20 protein-coding genes are annotated in these 15779 nt (G+C 52.8%); all 20 read left to right on the top strand.

Going from position 1 to position 15779, the window contains the following annotated elements; all coding sequences use genetic code 11:
* Positions 1 to 14 precede the first annotated feature (14 nt).
* The 20 genes from ABIC79_RS02910 (at position 15) to ABIC79_RS02815 (ending at position 15771) form a co-directional block, all read left to right on the top strand.
* A complete protein-coding gene (locus ABIC79_RS02910) occupies positions 15 to 710 on the top strand; it encodes a phage antirepressor KilAC domain-containing protein (RefSeq protein WP_354566559.1) in 696 nt (231 codons plus the stop codon).
* A complete protein-coding gene (locus ABIC79_RS02905; RefSeq protein ID WP_354566558.1) occupies positions 707 to 1720 on the top strand; it encodes a DUF968 domain-containing protein in 1014 nt (337 codons plus the stop codon). Before ABIC79_RS02910 ends, ABIC79_RS02905 begins: the two co-directional genes overlap by 4 nt.
* Before the next feature lie 16 nt (positions 1721 to 1736).
* Positions 1737 to 2135: an antiterminator Q family protein gene (locus ABIC79_RS02900; protein ID WP_354566557.1), complete on the top strand. Its 399-nt coding sequence runs from the start codon at positions 1737 to 1739 to the stop codon at positions 2133 to 2135.
* A 97-nt stretch (positions 2136 to 2232) separates the two neighbouring features.
* The gene (gene tolA, locus ABIC79_RS02895; RefSeq protein ID WP_354566556.1) at positions 2233 to 2625 is read left to right on the top strand and encodes a cell envelope integrity protein TolA; all 393 of its coding nucleotides are present in this window, start codon (positions 2233 to 2235) and stop codon (positions 2623 to 2625) included.
* A gap of 302 nt (positions 2626 to 2927) precedes the next feature.
* Positions 2928 to 3971 carry a DNA-methyltransferase gene (locus ABIC79_RS02890; protein WP_354566555.1) on the top strand — a complete coding sequence of 348 codons (1044 nt, stop codon included), beginning with the start codon at positions 2928 to 2930 and terminating at the stop codon, positions 3969 to 3971.
* Positions 3972 to 4270: 299 nt separating this feature from the next.
* A complete protein-coding gene (locus ABIC79_RS02885; protein WP_354566554.1) occupies positions 4271 to 4576 on the top strand; it encodes a hypothetical protein in 306 nt (101 codons plus the stop codon).
* Position 4577: 1 nt separating this feature from the next.
* On the top strand, positions 4578 to 5108 hold the full coding sequence (locus tag ABIC79_RS02880) for a lysozyme (RefSeq protein ID WP_354566553.1): 531 nt from the start codon (positions 4578 to 4580) through the stop codon (positions 5106 to 5108).
* On the top strand, positions 5101 to 5607 hold the full coding sequence (locus tag ABIC79_RS02875; protein ID WP_354566552.1) for a lysis system i-spanin subunit Rz: 507 nt from the start codon (positions 5101 to 5103) through the stop codon (positions 5605 to 5607). Before ABIC79_RS02880 ends, ABIC79_RS02875 begins: the two co-directional genes overlap by 8 nt.
* A 12-nt stretch (positions 5608 to 5619) precedes the next feature.
* Positions 5620 to 5844: a type 2 periplasmic-binding domain-containing protein gene (locus tag ABIC79_RS02870; RefSeq protein WP_354566551.1), complete on the top strand. Its 225-nt coding sequence runs from the start codon at positions 5620 to 5622 to the stop codon at positions 5842 to 5844.
* A 77-nt stretch (positions 5845 to 5921) separates the two neighbouring features.
* Complete coding sequence (locus tag ABIC79_RS02865; protein WP_354566550.1) at positions 5922 to 6425, top strand: hypothetical protein; 504 nt, start codon at positions 5922 to 5924, stop codon at positions 6423 to 6425.
* 617 nt (positions 6426 to 7042) lie between these two features.
* Positions 7043 to 7582: a DUF1441 family protein gene (locus ABIC79_RS02860; protein ID WP_354566549.1), complete on the top strand. Its 540-nt coding sequence runs from the start codon at positions 7043 to 7045 to the stop codon at positions 7580 to 7582.
* On the top strand, positions 7582 to 9681 hold the full coding sequence (locus ABIC79_RS02855; protein WP_354566548.1) for a phage terminase large subunit family protein: 2100 nt from the start codon (positions 7582 to 7584) through the stop codon (positions 9679 to 9681). The genes ABIC79_RS02860 and ABIC79_RS02855 overlap by 1 nt, the downstream gene beginning before the upstream one ends.
* The gene (locus ABIC79_RS02850) at positions 9678 to 9896 is read left to right on the top strand and encodes a DUF6148 family protein (RefSeq protein ID WP_354566547.1); all 219 of its coding nucleotides are present in this window, start codon (positions 9678 to 9680) and stop codon (positions 9894 to 9896) included. The genes ABIC79_RS02855 and ABIC79_RS02850 overlap by 4 nt, the downstream gene beginning before the upstream one ends.
* Positions 9893 to 11371: a phage portal protein gene (locus ABIC79_RS02845; protein ID WP_354566546.1), complete on the top strand. Its 1479-nt coding sequence runs from the start codon at positions 9893 to 9895 to the stop codon at positions 11369 to 11371. The genes ABIC79_RS02850 and ABIC79_RS02845 overlap by 4 nt, the downstream gene beginning before the upstream one ends.
* A 49-nt stretch (positions 11372 to 11420) precedes the next feature.
* Positions 11421 to 13379, top strand: coding sequence for a ClpP-like prohead protease/major capsid protein fusion protein (locus ABIC79_RS02840; protein ID WP_354566659.1), 1959 nt, complete (start codon positions 11421 to 11423; stop codon positions 13377 to 13379).
* 85 nt (positions 13380 to 13464) lie between these two features.
* Entirely contained in the window at positions 13465 to 13791 is a 327-nt protein-coding gene (locus tag ABIC79_RS02835) for a DUF2190 family protein (RefSeq protein WP_223509616.1), read from the top strand.
* Positions 13784 to 14059, top strand: a complete 276-nt coding sequence (locus ABIC79_RS02830) for a DNA breaking-rejoining protein (protein ID WP_354566545.1) — start codon at positions 13784 to 13786, stop codon at positions 14057 to 14059. Before ABIC79_RS02835 ends, ABIC79_RS02830 begins: the two co-directional genes overlap by 8 nt.
* Positions 14060 to 14070: 11 nt before the next feature.
* Positions 14071 to 14625 carry a phage tail protein gene (locus ABIC79_RS02825; RefSeq protein WP_354566544.1) on the top strand — a complete coding sequence of 185 codons (555 nt, stop codon included), beginning with the start codon at positions 14071 to 14073 and terminating at the stop codon, positions 14623 to 14625.
* Positions 14622 to 15026 (top strand): phage minor tail U family protein, encoded by a 405-nt coding sequence (locus ABIC79_RS02820; RefSeq protein ID WP_354566543.1) that lies wholly within the window; start codon positions 14622 to 14624, stop codon positions 15024 to 15026. The genes ABIC79_RS02825 and ABIC79_RS02820 overlap by 4 nt, the downstream gene beginning before the upstream one ends.
* 7 nt (positions 15027 to 15033) lie before the next feature.
* Positions 15034 to 15771 (top strand): phage tail protein, encoded by a 738-nt coding sequence (locus ABIC79_RS02815; RefSeq protein ID WP_354566542.1) that lies wholly within the window; start codon positions 15034 to 15036, stop codon positions 15769 to 15771.
* Positions 15772 to 15779: the final 8 nt, after the last annotated feature.

The raw sequence follows: 15779 nt of genomic DNA, 5'->3' as shown, positions 1-15779 counted from the left end.
CGTGTGGAGTGATTATGTCGAACAGTTTGCTGTCAGGAAAAGTGGTAACGATGTCGAGCCGTGAGATTGCTGAGCTGGTGCAAAGTAAGCATAGCGATGTGAAACGGTCAGCTGAACGGCTCGCAGTTGGTGGAATTTTAAGCGCGCCGTTGGCGCACACCCCCTATTTTCATGAGCAAAACGGTCAGGAGTATCAGGAGTACTGGTTCAATAAACGTGATTCGCTGGTGCTGGTTGCCCGCCTGTCGCCTGAATTCACCGCCGTGGTAGTGGATCGCTGGCAGGAACTGGAATCGAAAAGCCAGTTACCCCAGTCATTGCCGGAAGCTTTACGACTTGCTGCTGATCTGGCCGAAGAAAAACAGGTGCTGGAATCACAGATGGCGCTGGCGGCCCCGAAAGTGGAATTCGTTGATCAGTACGTGATGGCTAAGGGTTCTATGGGATTCCGCGCGGTCTGCAAATTGCTGCATGCGAAAGAACCGGAATTCAAGATGTTCCTGCTCGAGAAAGGCATTGTTTACCGGTTGGAAGGCCAGTTGACGCCAAAGGCCAATCATTTAGAGGCAGGCCGGTTCCAGGTGAAAACCGGTACCAGCCAGCAGAATCAGCATGCGTTTCGCCAGGCCAGATTCACGGCAAAGGGCGTTGAATGGGTTGCCGGGCTGTGGGCTGGTTATCTGCGACAGAAACAGGAGGCCCACGCGTGAGAGCATTGTTAAAACCGTATCCTCAGAGGGAACTGGGGATCGTGCAGTTCGCGCTGCCAGCGGACATGGTGAAGTTCTTCAGCAGTAAACGCCTGCTGATCACCAACGAACCCACTGACCTGCATACCATGCCTGACGGTCTGGTACCGGTTGAAGCCCAGTCACTTTCGCGGGATCCGCGCCTGTCTGGTTTTCTGTCGTCTCCGGCGGTCATTGCCAAAGTCGGCGGCATGGCGGCACTGACGCTGTGGGTTAAGCGCCACCGCGTCTGTCAGTGCCCGGATTACAACGGAGAATACCATCACCATGAGCTGGTACAGGTTCCGCGCGGTCTTGGCGTGGTCTGTCTGTGCTGGGCGCATGACAACGAGTTTCGGGAAAAAGAATCGCCAAAACTGGATGCGACCGCGCTGGCGAACGCCGCCGAATTTGTGACTGAGGCAATCCGGTACCGGTATGGTCTGCCTGACGGCCGTCACCTGACCTTGCCAGAATTGTGCTGGTGGGCAGTTTCGAAAGGGCTGGTTCACCAGCTGCCGGAAGAAGTGGTCTGCGCGGCACTGGGAATGAAATACAACCCGCCCGGCGGCCAGCGTAAAGAGGCTGACGTCAACCCGTGGGAGAAGCAACCCCGTGAAGAACTGGCGAACAACATAAAACCGGTGCTGGCGCTGGCAATCGATCCGGAAACGAACGAATCCTATATGCTTCGCCCGAAGCGCCGCCGGTACGAAAACGCGAAATACACCAAATGGGTAAAGCGCCAGCCATGTTGCGGCTGTGGGAATGGGTCTGATGATCCGCACCACATCACCGGCAATGGATTTGGTGGAATGGCGACAAAAGCGCATGACTTGTTCGTGATCCCGCTGTGCAGAGGGTGTCACGACTCACTTCATAAAGATGTAGCCGCTTGGGAAGCAGAGCACGGTACACAGGAACACCTGTTACTGACGACATTAGACCGCGCGCTGGCGATGGGTGTTATCGCTACCGGCAAACAAAAGTAAAAGTGTGGAGAGAATAATGCGTGATATTCAACTGGTACTGGCTCGTTATGGCGTGTGGGCTCGCGATAATTCCGGCGTGAACTGGTCGCCGATTGCCGCGGGCTTTAAAGGTCTGCTGCCGACTGAATCCAGCAAGGTCGAATCCTGCTGTGATGATGATGGTCTGATTGTTGATGCCGCGGTAGGGCGTTTGGCCGCCGTCCGTAAACCGGAAGAGGTAACTCTCATCATGCTGCATTACCGCTTCGGTCTGTCCAAACGGAAAATTGCGAGGATGTACAAGGTGAGTGAAGGCCTGATCCGCCAGCAGTTGCAGGTTGCTGAAGGCTTCGTTGATGGTTGCCTAGCGATGACCGGCGCGGTATTGGAAATGGACGCTTACACCCAGAAAGTCCGAGTCGCGAAAGTCGCTTAAAAAGTTCTAGTGCGCTACGCAAAAACTCTTGTAACCTGTTAAGAGTGGTCACGTAGTCACAAAGCTTAGACAATCTCAGGTTTCATAAGGAAATGATGTGAAAAAACTCCTTAGTTTATGCGCTCCCCTTGTTTTGACCGTGCTTATAACCTCCGGCTGCACTAAGTCGAATAGCGTAAGAATTCTAAACAAACCTATCAAGTCCGAATGCCCATCCTCTACTTCTTTGGGAATAGCGTGTTACGGTGGCGAGATTAAAAAAGCTATAGAAATTAAATTTCCTCACGCTGAGCGATTTGCTGGACGCTCTTGTAGTTTAAAGATGCATCTTGAACGAGATGGCACCTTAACTGATGTGTCTGTTCTTGAGGGGGACCCGGCACTCTGTGATGCTGCGATGGCTGCACTAAAGCGAGCTGATTTACCTCAACCCCCGAGTGATGAAGTTTACCAAGTTTTTGAAAATGCTCCGCTAGACTTCAAGCCATAATCAATTTTTCTGGTTGGGTTTGAGATAAAATTAGAATTATTTATTGAACAAGGCTGCCAAGTTGGCGGCCTTTTTTTATGTCCTCAATTCGGTTGTGAAGACACCAGCAGCGATAAGTTTTATTAAATGAAAAAAATGCCCCGGCATCTGCCAGGGCTTAACTGTTTGTGGAATGGGCGGCGTACATGATGCTGATAACATCGTGCACGCCATTCGCCCGTTAGTTGGTCACGAGCGAACCGAGGCCCATTGCTGATGTGCACACAGCAAATGGAGCCTATCAAAAAGGGCGTCTCTGATCTATGAAAAATACTGTAAATTTAAACAGTATAAATATTATTTGTGCTGACTCACTCCAATACATCAAAACATTACCTGATAACTGCATTGACCTGATAGCAACTGATCCTCCGTACTTTCGGGTTAAATCATGCCAATGGGATAATCAGTGGCCTGATGAATCGGCTTACCTTGCGTGGCTGGATGTGATGTTTGCAGAGTTTTGGCGGGTATTGAAACCATCGGGCAGCCTATATGTTTTTTGTGGTTCGCGCTTAGCTGCTGACACTGAGTTGCTGATGCGTGAGCGGTTCAAAATTCTGAACCATATCATCTGGGCTAAACCTTCTGGACCTTGGAATAGGCAGCACAAAGAAGACTTGAGGTCTTTCTTTCCAGCCACTGAGCGGATCCTCTTTGCTGAGCATTACAGCGGTCCGTATAAAGGTAAGTGCTCCAAATACTCAACTGAGTGCCAGGAGCAACGCAAAAACACGCTTAAGCCTCTGGTGGAGTATTTCAGCAATGCCCGCAAAGCTTTAGGGATCACAGCGAAAGAGATTCATGAGGCAACCGGCAAGCAAATGGCTTCGCATTGGTTTAGTGAAAGCCAGTGGCAATTGCCGAGTGAAAAGGACTACTTAGCGCTTCAGACCTTATTTGAGAAGGTTGCCCGAGAGAAACATGCCCGGCAAGAATTGGAGCTTCCTCACCATCAGTTGGTAGAGGAATATCATTCTTTGTCTCGGCATTATGCGGAGCTGGTGAATGAATTGAAACGCCTCAGGCGTCCGTTCGCGGTTACGAGTCTCGTACCCTTTACAGATGTTTGGACATATAAGTCTGTCCAGTATTACCCCGGTAAACACCCGTGCGAAAAACCAGCCGAGATGATGAGAGATATCATCAGCGCCAGCAGTAGGCCGGGTGATGTAGTTGCTGATTTTTTCATGGGGTCAGGTTCCACGATAAAAGAGGCAATCAAGCTGGGACGTTTCGCGCTGGGCGTGGAACTCGAAGAGGAACGTTATAACCAAACGTTGGAAGAAATTTTCCCGAAAAATTGAGGGTTAACGAATTTTATCGTCTTTTAGTTCACGTTTCGAAAAAAAACCTCACCTCTGTTCCAAACAGTAGATGAGGTAGCCAATCTTCGGCCAACACCAGGGAAGTCAAAACAGTACAACTTTAGTGTGTAACTGTTAAATATTTTTTAAGTGAAATTAAGGGCTGCCAAAGGGCAGCCTTTTCCGTTTTTAGCGGCCAGTCAATCAGCTAGCCATTCAACTTTCGCAAAGTGACTGAGCCGCTAATTCCTTCTTTTATTACGACTACGCACCCAACCGGCAGACCGGAGGGGGAGACTATGAAAATGGACCAAAGCTCAGGAAATATCGTCACGCAGTTCTTTGCGTGGTTCGCTGCGATAGCGGCCGCCTGCGGTTTCACCACACAAGACATGATTTACATGCTGTTTGGCCTAATCGGCGTGATCATTTCCTTTGCGTCGTATGTCAGTGGTCGCCTGGACGCCCGCAAGGCACGAAAAGAAAATGAAAAACGCACCAAAATTGTCAGTGACTATCTTGACGATGCGCGTGCCAAACCAGCTCACGAAAAACCAGCAGCCGCAAAGGTGATCAGCGAAGCGCTTTCAAAAGCGGAAGGCTGATATGGCGAACATTAAAACAAAGCTCAGCGCTGCGATGCTAGGGCTGATTGCTGCTGGCGCTTCTGCACCGGTGATGATGGCTCAGTTTCAAAGTGAGAAAGAAGGTACGAGCCTTACTGCTTATGCAGACCGCGGCGGGGTTTGGACAATTTGTGGCGGCGTCACACGCGTTTACGGCAGGCCTGTTGTAAAAGGTCTGAAATTAACCCGAACACAGTGTGACGCCATCGATAAAGCAGAACAGGCCAAAGCGCTGGCATGGGTTGATAAAAACATTCATATCCCGCTGACCGAGCCCCAGAAAGTCGGTATTGCGTCGTTTTGTCCGTGGAACATCGGCCCTGGCAAATGCTTCCCTTCAACGTTCTACCGAAAAATTAACGCTGGTGACCGCCTTGGTGCATGCGCAGAGATTAAACGCTGGATCTGGGACGGTGGGAAAGATTGCCGAATTCGGGCGAACAACTGCGCCGGACAGGTCATCAGGCGTGATCAGGAAAGCGAGCTGACGTGCTGGGGGCTGGATGAATAACAATTTTTCGATCGTGTTGGTCTTCGTGGTTGGCGTGGCGCTGACCTGGTGGATTGAAGGAGTACGCTGGGACGCCGACGTGTCAAAGCTGAAAGCGAACCACACCGCAGAGCTGAAGAAACAAAGCGATCAGGCAGTGATTGACCTGACCAATCAGAAGAAGCGTACCGAAGCAGCTATGGCGGCTTTCGAGGCGCTGGACGCTAAGCACACGAAGGAAATGGCAGATGAACACGCCAAGAATGAGAAATTGCGCGCTGATGTTGCTGCTGGTACTCGCCGGGTGCGAATCGCCGCAGCAAACCTTGCCACCTGCAACCTCACAAGGGACAGCACTGCCGGCAGCAGCAGCCTGGGCGATGCAGTACAAATCGACCTCACGCCAGCAGGTGGATCAGTTGTTCTCAGTCTCAGAGAGTCAACCAGCAGAGACGCCGAAGTAATTCAATACCTTCAGGGTTATGCCGCTGAAGCCCAGAAACGTTGCAAAATTAACTGACAGGTAAAAGCCATGACCGTAAAAGCAAAATTCCGTTGCCATTTCATTCAGAAAGCAGATGATGACTCAAGCCGCACCATTCATATGAGTGCGGTCATTTCCGGCAGCCATGAAAACGAGGCCTGGTCTAAGCTCACGCCGGGCGGCCAGATTCAGATGCATATTTCAAACCCTGACGCATTCAACCAGTTCGAACAAGGCAAGGATTATTACGTCGAAATTCAGCCAGCGGGTTGAGTAGGAATTACAAAAGGTATTCACTGTTTACTTGCGGTCATGCACAATTGTCCCAAATCAACATTTTGGGATTTCAAATGAATTACGTATATCAGCTGCTGGTAGGTCTATTTTCTGGATGCTTTGCTGCTTGGGTAACCACCTTTTTTGCTTTAAGGCGTTTTTATAGTGAAAAGTGGTGGGAAAAAAGGGCTACAGCATTGATAGAGCTGACTGATGCAGTTTATCAACTTAAGCTGCTGCAAGAATATAATTATGACCTCAGGGATTATCATCGTGGTCCACCGGAAGATTCTCCTGATTTTGTAGAACTCTCAAAAGAACAGTTGGACGAAATGGAATTAGCAGCAGCAAAGGCTAGGAAATTAATTGCTAAATATAGCCAGGTCGGTCCATTACTTATAACTGATAAACTATCCAAAATATTAATAAGCTACGTTAATGAGGAGAAGAAAGTTGACTTTGATGTCCATTATAAAGGATGGGACTATGAAGAAGCCAATGAGCACCTTTTAATGATGACTAAAAAACTTTTGAATGATTTGCTTCAAGCATCAAGGGAAGAGTTAAAAGCAAAATAACCGCCTTTTGGCGGTTTTTTATGTCTGTGAAAGGTGGAAATTATGCGATTAACCGTTCTGGATGATGACCCTGGCATAAAATACACCCTGACCCTCGTATCAAAGTTTTTCTCGATGGCGTTGAGGTTAAGCACTGCGTCACCGCCGATGATGAGAAGAGTGAGGTAATCATCCTCGCGTCAGATGAAAATGGCTTCATGCTGGCTTTAAATGGCGAAGTTAAATACCAAGCCCTTCACGGAATTGTTCGGATAGAGCGTCAAGACTAACCCAATCAGGAGCTTTTTATGCAGGCCACTATTGATGGTGTCCCGTATGCGCCTGCGTGCAATTCGGGTTCAGGTTACCAACTAACATCGAAAGTAGTTTCAAATGAAATGATTAGCAGTGAAAGGTACTCCCGGAGGGAGGCCTCTCCACGGGGCGGCGGACTCGCGGAAAACGGCTAGTTTTCGTATTTTGATCACATCATCAGCAGTTGATGTATCACAATGATATTTCAGAAAAAAACATTGGCCTATCTGAGGGTGATAAAATTTATCTTCACCACGTTAAATTCTTTAGTGTTTTGTTTTTAAAGATATTTTTAGGCGTTGAGGTGATTGTGTGAGGTGGTGATGGAAAAGGTGGGTGATCTTGCTGAGGCGTTTAATTGGAGTATATCCAAGATTTCTGAAGCATTTTCAATGGATAGGGCAACAGTCAGAAAGAAAATTGTTGAAAATGATATTCAGGCTGCGGGGAGTTCTCGTGGTAATCCGACCTACGCACTTAAAGATGTTGCCCCTGTTTTGTTCGCCAGTGCCTGTAAAACTGATGAAGACATTAGGCATGATCCTTCACTCATGATCCCTAAAGAACGTAAGGATTGGTTCCAGTCGGAAAACGAGCGTATCAAGCTGGAAAAGGAACAACGCAACTTAATACCCGTGAATGAAGTAGTAACAGTCTATTCCGCGATGACAAAAGCAGTAGTTCAGGTACTTGAGACAATCCCAGATATTTTAGAGCGTGATTGTGCTTTAACACCCCAGGCGGTATCTGCAGTTCAGGCATCAATTGATGATTTACGAACGACGCTATCTGAAAGATCTTATCACGCCTGCGCTATTGACCTTATGAGAGATAAAGGGGAGGTGATTGCCGAGGAGGATTAATGGCATACGCGTCAGCGGAAAAGATAGGTCAGGATATTTCACTCATCCTCCGACCACCTCGCCGTATAAAGGTATCTTCAGCTGTACATAAATATATGCGAGTGCCTAAAGGTGCTGGTAATTCCGTTCCTTGGGATCCTAATGTTGCCCCCTATGTTGTCGAACCCATGGACATGCTGGCTTCGAGGGAATATGACGCGGTGATATTTGTTGGCCCGGCCCGTACCGGTAAAACCATCGGGCTGATTGATGGATGGGCTGTGTACAGTATTGTTTGTGATCCATCTGACATGCTTATTGTTCAGATGACCGAAGAGAAGGCAAGAGAGCACAGCAAAAAGCGTCTTGATCGTACTTTCCGCAGTAGCCCCGAAGTGGCAAAAAGACTCAGCCCACGTCGCAATGATAACAATGTGCACGACAAAATATTTCGTGATGGATCATTCCTTAAAATAGGCTGGCCCTCTATTAATGTTATGTCGTCGTCAGATTATAAATTTGTTGCACTGACGGATTACGACCGCTTTCCAGAAGACATTGACGGTGAGGGCGATGCGTTCGCTCTGGCCTCAAAACGTACCACAACCTTTATGTCATCCGGCATGACGTTGGTGGAGAGTTCGCCAGGTCGTCAAGTCACAGACACCAAGTGGCGGCGAAGTTCACTTCATGAAGCACCGCCGACCACCGGCATTCTTTCATTATATAACCGCGGCGATCGCCGCCGCTGGTACTGGCCTTGTCCGCACTGCGGCGAATATTTTCAGCCATCGAAAGATGTGGTGCAGGGCTATCAGAATATTGTCGATCCGGTGGTTGCCAGTGAGGCGGCATTCATTGAATGCCCACATTGCCGCGGAAAAGTCACAGCAGACCAGAAGCGCACTCTTAATCAGAATGGCGTCTGGCTTCGCGACGGTGAGCAGATTGACCGTCATGGTGTGATTACGGGTACCGCGAGACGTTCCCGCATTGCTTCCTTCTGGATGGAAGGCCCCGCAGCGGCATATCAGACCCTGTCCCAGTTGGTCTATAAGCTGCTTTCTGCCCAGCAGGATTATGAGGCAAACAGCAGCGAAGAAACCCTCAAAGCGGTGATCAACACTGACTGGGGCCTGCCTTATATTCCACAGTCGAGCGTCGAGCAGCGGAAATCCGAAACGCTCATGGCGCGCGCCACCGTGGTAACCAAGCGTACGGTGCCCGACGGTGTGCGTTTTCTGGTACCGACAGTTGACGTGCAGGGCGGCCGCAACCGGCGCTTTGTGGTGCAGGTGATCGGTTATGGGGCGCATGGTGAGCGGTGGATTGTCGACCGATACAACATCAAACAGTCGATGCGCACGGGGCCTAATGGTGAAAGCCTGCCTATTGATCCTGCTGGATACCTGGAAGACTGGGACTTGCTGCGCACGGACGTGCTGGATAAGACATGGCCACTCAACAGCAATCCAAGCATATCAATGCCCGTGCTGGCGATGGCCGTGGACTCCGGCGGTGAAGACGGGGTGACCGGTAATGCCTATGAGTTCTGGCGCCAATGCCGCCGCGATGGCGTCCACAAGCGCGTTTATCTCTTCAAAGGCGACAGCACCACGCGCAGCAAGCTGATCACCAAGTCATTGCCGGACAATACCGACCGTCCTAACCGGCGGGCGGAGGCCCGCGGCGACGTGCCGCTCTACCTGCTACAGACCAATATGCTCAAAGACCGGATCAGTAATGCGCTTCAGCGCGATACGCCGGGGGCTAACTACGTTCACTTTCCTGACTGGCTGGGGGAGTGGTTCTATGACGAACTGACCTATGAAGAAAGGGGGGCTGACGGCAAATGGACGAAGCCAGGTAAGGGGGCAAACGAAGCATTTGACCTGATGGTATACGCCCATGCGTTGGTGATTTTGCGCGGGTACGAGCGGATAAACTGGGAAAAACCGCCTTCATGGGCACAGCCCTTTGAGCAATCCACACCCAGCACGCATTCAGATCCCCAACCCATTCCAGCCAGCAGTAATCACAAAAAACCGAAAACAACCCGCGCCAAGACAGAGGATAAACCTTCTGCCTGGGCGCCATCGACATCAGGAGGCTGGGTATGAATCAGGCCGATATTGAAGACATGATCCAGCAGTATATGACCGCTGAACGCGCCGTTCTGCAGGGGAAATCCATCACCTTTAACGGACAGTCCATGACGATGGAGAACCTCAGTGAAATTCAGAAGGGGCGGAACTACTGGGAGCGCCGGTTAAGCACGATGCTGGCGGCGCAGCGCGGGCGACCGCAGTACCGGCTGGCGAGGTTCCCGCGATGAGCCTGATTGATGATGCCATTGGCCTGTTTTCACCGGGCTGGAAAGCCTCCCGGTTGCGGTCCCGTGTGGCAATCAATGCCTACGAGGCAGCATTACCGACGCGCACGCACCGGGCGAAGCGGGAAAACCGCAACGCAAACCAGCTCACGCAGTTTGCTGGCCGGTCAATCAGGGAGCAGGCGCGCTGGCTGGACAATAATCACGATCTGGTGATTGGCCTGCTGGACAAACTCGAAGAGCGCATTGTCGGCGCGCGCGGAATTGTGGTTGACCCCCAGCCCATCCTGAAAACGGGGCTGGTGGCCGATGAACTCTCTAAACAGATCCGGGCAGCCTGGGCGGAGTGGTCTGTTTCCCCCGATGTGACAGGACAGTTTACCCGGCCTGTCCTTGAACGGCTGATGGCAAGAACCTGGCTGCGCGACGGTGAGGTTTTCGGCCAGATGGTCCGGGGTTCTGCACAGGGACTCACTCCGACGGCCGATATTCCTTTTTGGATCGAGGCGCTGGAGCCAGACTACATTCCGCTGGAGATGAACGATACCGGGAAGGGGATTTGTCAGGGGATCTATCTCAACAGTTGGGGATGCCCGACAAAGTATGTCGTCTACAAAAATCTGGTGACCTCCGGCGTTGCACTGGGCAATACCAAGGAAATTGCTGCAGACGGCATGATGCACCTGAAATTCATGCGCCGTCTTCATCAGGTCCGGGGAAACAGCCTGCTGTCCGGCATCCTGATCCGCCTGAGCGCGCTGAAAGAGTATGAAGATGCTGAACTGACGGCCGCCCGTATTGCTGCTGCGCTGGGTATGTACGTGAAAAAAGGCGACGGGCAATCCTACGGCGATGCCGGTGGTAATGACAAAGACTCCCGCGAACTCAACATCGAGCCCGGGATGCTCTTTGATGAACTGGAGCCCGGCGAAGAAATCGGAATGATTAAATCGGACCGGCCGAATCCCAACCTTGAGACGTTCCGCAACGGGCAGCTCAGGGCGGTAGCCGCCGGCAGCCGCAGCAGCTTTTCCAGCATATCCCGTAACTACAACGGCACTTACAGTTCTCAGCGTCAGGAGCTGGTGGAGTCCTTTGAAGGCTACGGCATTCTTCAGGATGCATTTATTGCCGCCGTGACCCGACCGATGTACCGCAGCTGGTTGCAGATGGCGATCACCGCGGGCGTGATCAACATTCCGCCCGATGTGGACATGGCGACGTTGTTTAATGCGGTCTACAGCGGGCCGGTGATGCCGTGGATTGACCCGATGAAAGAGGCCAACTCGTGGCGCGTGCTGTTGCGCGGCGGCGCGGCAACGGAAGGTGACTGGGTCAGGGCGCGCGGCGCGAATCCGGGCGATGTAAAACGCCGCCGCAAGGCGGAGGTCGATGAAAACAAAACGTTAGGTCTGGTCTTCGACACGGACCCGGCAAACGATAAAGGGGAAGCCAGTGCGAAAGAATCGAAGAAATAAACTGGGTGCGTCACCCAAAGCCTCCGCGGGGGACAAAAGCTGGTTCCGCATGAAGGCCAGCGGTGACAAGACTGCTGATATTTATATTTATGACGAGATTGGTTACTGGGGCGTGACCGCCCGTCAGTTCGCCAGCAGCATGAAAGCGCTGGGCGATCTGGACCATATCAACCTGCATATCCACTCGCCGGGCGGCGATGTCTTTGACGGCATTGCCATTTACAACCTGCTTAACAGCCATACGGCGAGCAAAACCGTGTATATCGACGGTCTTGCCGCCTCAATGGCCTCGGTGATTGCCATGGTGGGCAATCCCATCATCATGCCTGAAAACGCCATGATGATGATCCACAAGCCCTGGGGGATCACCGGCGGCGATGCCAACGACATGCGCGACTATGCCGATCTGCTGGACAAAGTCGAGGCCGTGCTGATCCCGTCCTATGCCAAAAAAACCGGCAAAACCCCTGACGAACTTGCCCTGATGCTGGGTGAGGAAACGTGGATGACCGCGCAGGAGTGCCTTGAGCACGGTTTTGCTGACCAGATTTCTACCGCGGTGCAGGCAATGGCCCGCATTAATTCAAAACGTATCGAGGAATTCGACGCTATGCCAAACGCACTGAAAAACATGATCACCAAGCCGAAAGCGACGACTCAGAATCAGCCGGAACCGCAGAATCCACCTGTTGCGCCTGTTGTTCCTGGCCCCGCAGCGCTGGATGAAAACACCATCCGAAATCAGGTTATTGCCGCGCAGAAACAGCGCGTCACGGGGATCAAAGACCTGTTCGCGATGTTTGGCGGCCGCCATCAGGAATTACAGGCGTCATGCATTGAAGATATCGACTGCACGGTCGAACAGGCCAAGGACAAGCTGCTGGTGATGCTGGGGAAGGATGCCAGCCCGTCGAATAAAAACGGTGGCAATGCGCACATTCATGCCGGCAACGGGAATTTCACCGGCGACGGTATCCGCCAGGCGCTGATGGCGCGCGCAGGCTACGAAGACCGGCAGAATGACAACGTGTATAACGGCATGACCCTGCGCGAATATGCGCGCATGTCGCTGACCGAGCGCGGCGTCGGCGTTGCGGCTTATAACCCGATGCAGATGGTGGGGCTGGCGATGACCCACACCACCTCGGATTTTGGCAATATTCTGCTGGATGTGGCGAACAAATCTCTGCTGCAAGGCTGGGAAGAGTCACAGGAAACCTTTGAAGCCTGGACGAAGAAAGGGCAGCTCTCTGACTTTAAAACGGCGCACCGCGTCGGGCTGGGCGGCTTCCCGTCGCTGCGTAAGGTACGCGAAGGGGCGGAATACAAATACGTCACGACCACCGATAACAGCGAGACCATTGCGCTGGCCACCTACGGTGAAATTTTCTCTATTACCCGTCAGGCCATCATCAACGACGATCTGAACCAGCTGACCGACGTGCCGATGAAAATGGGCCGCGCCGCGAAGGCCACCATCGGCGATCTGGTGTATGCCGTGCTGACCGGTAACCCGAAATTGTCAGACGGTAAGGCGTTGTTCAGCAGCGATCATAAAAACCTGGCAACCGGTGCCATTGACGTCACGAATCTGGATGCGGGCCGCCAGCTGATGCGCGTTCAGAAAGAGCCAACCACCGGCCGCACCCTGAATATCCGCCCGGCGTTCCTGCTGGTGCCAACCGCCCTCGAAACCGTGGCAAACCAGACCATCAAATCTGCCAGCGTGAAAGGCGCCGACGTTAACGCCGGTATCATCAACCCGATCCAGAACTTTGCGACGGTGATCGGTGAACCGCGTCTGGACGATAACAGTGCCAAGTCCTGGTACCTGGCCGCTGCACAGGGTATGGACACCATCGAGGTGGCTTATCTCAACGGTGTCGAGCTGCCTTACATCGATCAGCAGGAGGGGTTCAGTTCTGACGGTATTGCGACGAAAGTGCGCATTGATGCCGGTGTTGCGCCGCTCGATTACCGCGGTCTGGTGAAATCTTCCGGCCAGTAATCCTCCTCCCGCGTTGCCCGAATGCCCGTAAGGGCTTTTTTTATACCTAAAATTCGCCCCCTTCCGGGGCGTCTGGAGTTTTTCAATGGCTAAGAATTTTGTACAGGAAGGTCAGACGATTTCCATTACCAACACCGGCGCTGCCACCATCGAGAGCGGCGACCCCGTGGTACTGGGTTCCCTGCTGGTTGTCTCTCTGGTGGATATTGCCCCGAATGAAACCGGCACGGGCATGGCCGAAGGGGTATTCCTGCTGCCGAAAGTCTCCGCCGATGCGATCCCCGCTGGCACAAAAGTGTATATCGCGGACGGTGAAATCCAGCTGGCGTCTGCGGATGCCGTGGCCGCTGGCATTGCCTGGGACGCTGCCGCCGCGGGCAGCACCGTCGTTGAAGTGAAAATCAATGGCTAACGCCTTTGATGCGTTGGCCGCGCGGATGGATGCGGTCACGACCGCGCGGTTTGGGCGGGAGGTGGTAATCAATAGCACCGTGTTTATCGGTGTTGAAAGCCATTTTCTGCCCGAGATGGGGCCGATGAGCGGCGATGGCCTGTCTGTTGTGGTTTTTTCTCCCGATTACCGGCCGCACCGTAACGATCAGGTGGTTTATCAGGGAGAAAGTTACATCGTCACCCGTCATCAGATGTTTAACGGGAAGCCACAAATCTGGCTGGAGTAAGGGGAGGGAATATGACCATCAAAGGGCTGGAGCAGGCCATCGCCAATATGAACAGTATCAGTTCGACGGCCGTTCCCCGCGCCTCGGCGCAGGCGGTTAACCGGGTGGCGGGGCGGGCCATCAGTCGCAGCAGCAGCACGGTGTCGAAGGAAACCAAGGTGCCGAGAAAGCTGGTCATGCAGCGTGCAACACTGAAAAAGGCCACGATAAACAGGCCGGTTGCCACGTTAAAAATCAACCGGGGTAATTTACCGGCCATCAAGCTGGGCGCGGCGCAAATGCGTGTTTCACGCCGTCAGGGCAACCTGCGCGGGCAGGGCAGCGTACTCAAAATAGGCCGCTTTACCTTTCGGAATGCGTTTATTCAGCAACTGGCTAACGGCCGGTGGCATGTGCTCCAGCGTTCCGGGAAAAGCCGGTACCCGATTGAGGTCGTGAAGATACCGTTAACCACCCCACTTACGGAAGCGTATACCGCAGAAACACACCGTCTGATGCAAAGCGATATGCCGAAGGAAATGGCTTCCGCCCTGAAAAATCAACTGAGGCTGATCATTAAACGATGATAAAGCACCCCAAAATACGCAAAGCCGTGCTGGATGCGCTGAAACTTTCGGTGACCGATCCTTCCGTCACCTGGTATGACGGCCGCCCGAGTTTTCTGACCGCTGAAGACCTGCCCGCCGTTGCCGTCTACCTGTCCGGTGCTGAACCCACGGGGGAAACCCTTGATGAAGATGAGTGGCGGGCGACGCTTCACGTGGAGGTATTTCTTAAGGCGGTGAGTCCTGACACGGATCTCGACCTGTGGATGGAACAAAACACTTACCCCGTTGTGGGTGACATTCCGGCGCTTTCAGACCTTATCGAAAACATCACGCCCGAAGGCTATGACTATCAGCGCGATGATGAAATGTCGACGTGGGGCTCCGCTGACCTGCGTTACACCCTGACTTACTTAATGTGAGGAATTTATGACCACACAACTCGAACCGACCAAAGGCGCGGGCACCACCCTCTGGATTTACACCGGCAGCGGCGATCCCTACGCCAATCCGTTATCGGATCAGGACTGGACCCGGCTGGCGAAAATCAAGGAGCTGACGCCGGGAGAAATGACGGCGGAATCCTACGACGACACGTACCTCGATGATGCCGACGCCGACTGGAACGGCACGGCGCAGGGGGCCAAATCTTCAGGGGACACGTCGTTTACACTGGCCTGGAAGCCCGGCGAGAGCGGGCAGCAGGATCTGGTTAACTGGTTTTACGATGGCGCAGTGCGCGGGTACAAAATTCGTTATCCCAACACCGCTGTTGATGTCTTCCGTGGCTGGATCAGCAGCCTGGGCAAAGCGGTGCCGGTAAAAGAGGTGATCACCCGGACGGTGAAAATCACCAATACGGGCAAACCGGCGCTGGCCGAGAGCAATCAGACCGCTGCAGTACCCGTGACCGGCGTGACCGTCACGCCGTCAACCACCAGCGTGGTGGTCGGACAAAATGCGGTGATCACCGTGGCGGTGCTTCCGGACGGCGCGACAAACGGCGCGTTTAATGTTGCGTCTGCCGATCCGACCGTCGCCACGCTGACGGTGTCGGGTAATACCGTCACGGCGAAGGGCCTTAAAGCGGGCACGACACAGATCATCGTGATGACCAATGACGGCCAGAAAGTGGCTATCTGCACACTGACCGTCACGGCGGCATAACGGAGCGA

Origin of the sequence: Rahnella sp. 2050, assembly GCF_040544515.1 — a bacterium.
GTDB lineage: Bacteria > Pseudomonadota > Gammaproteobacteria > Enterobacterales > Enterobacteriaceae > Rahnella > Rahnella aceris.
The sequence above is the reverse complement of the archived record's forward strand: the minus strand, read 5'-3'. Positions and strand labels throughout refer to the sequence as shown.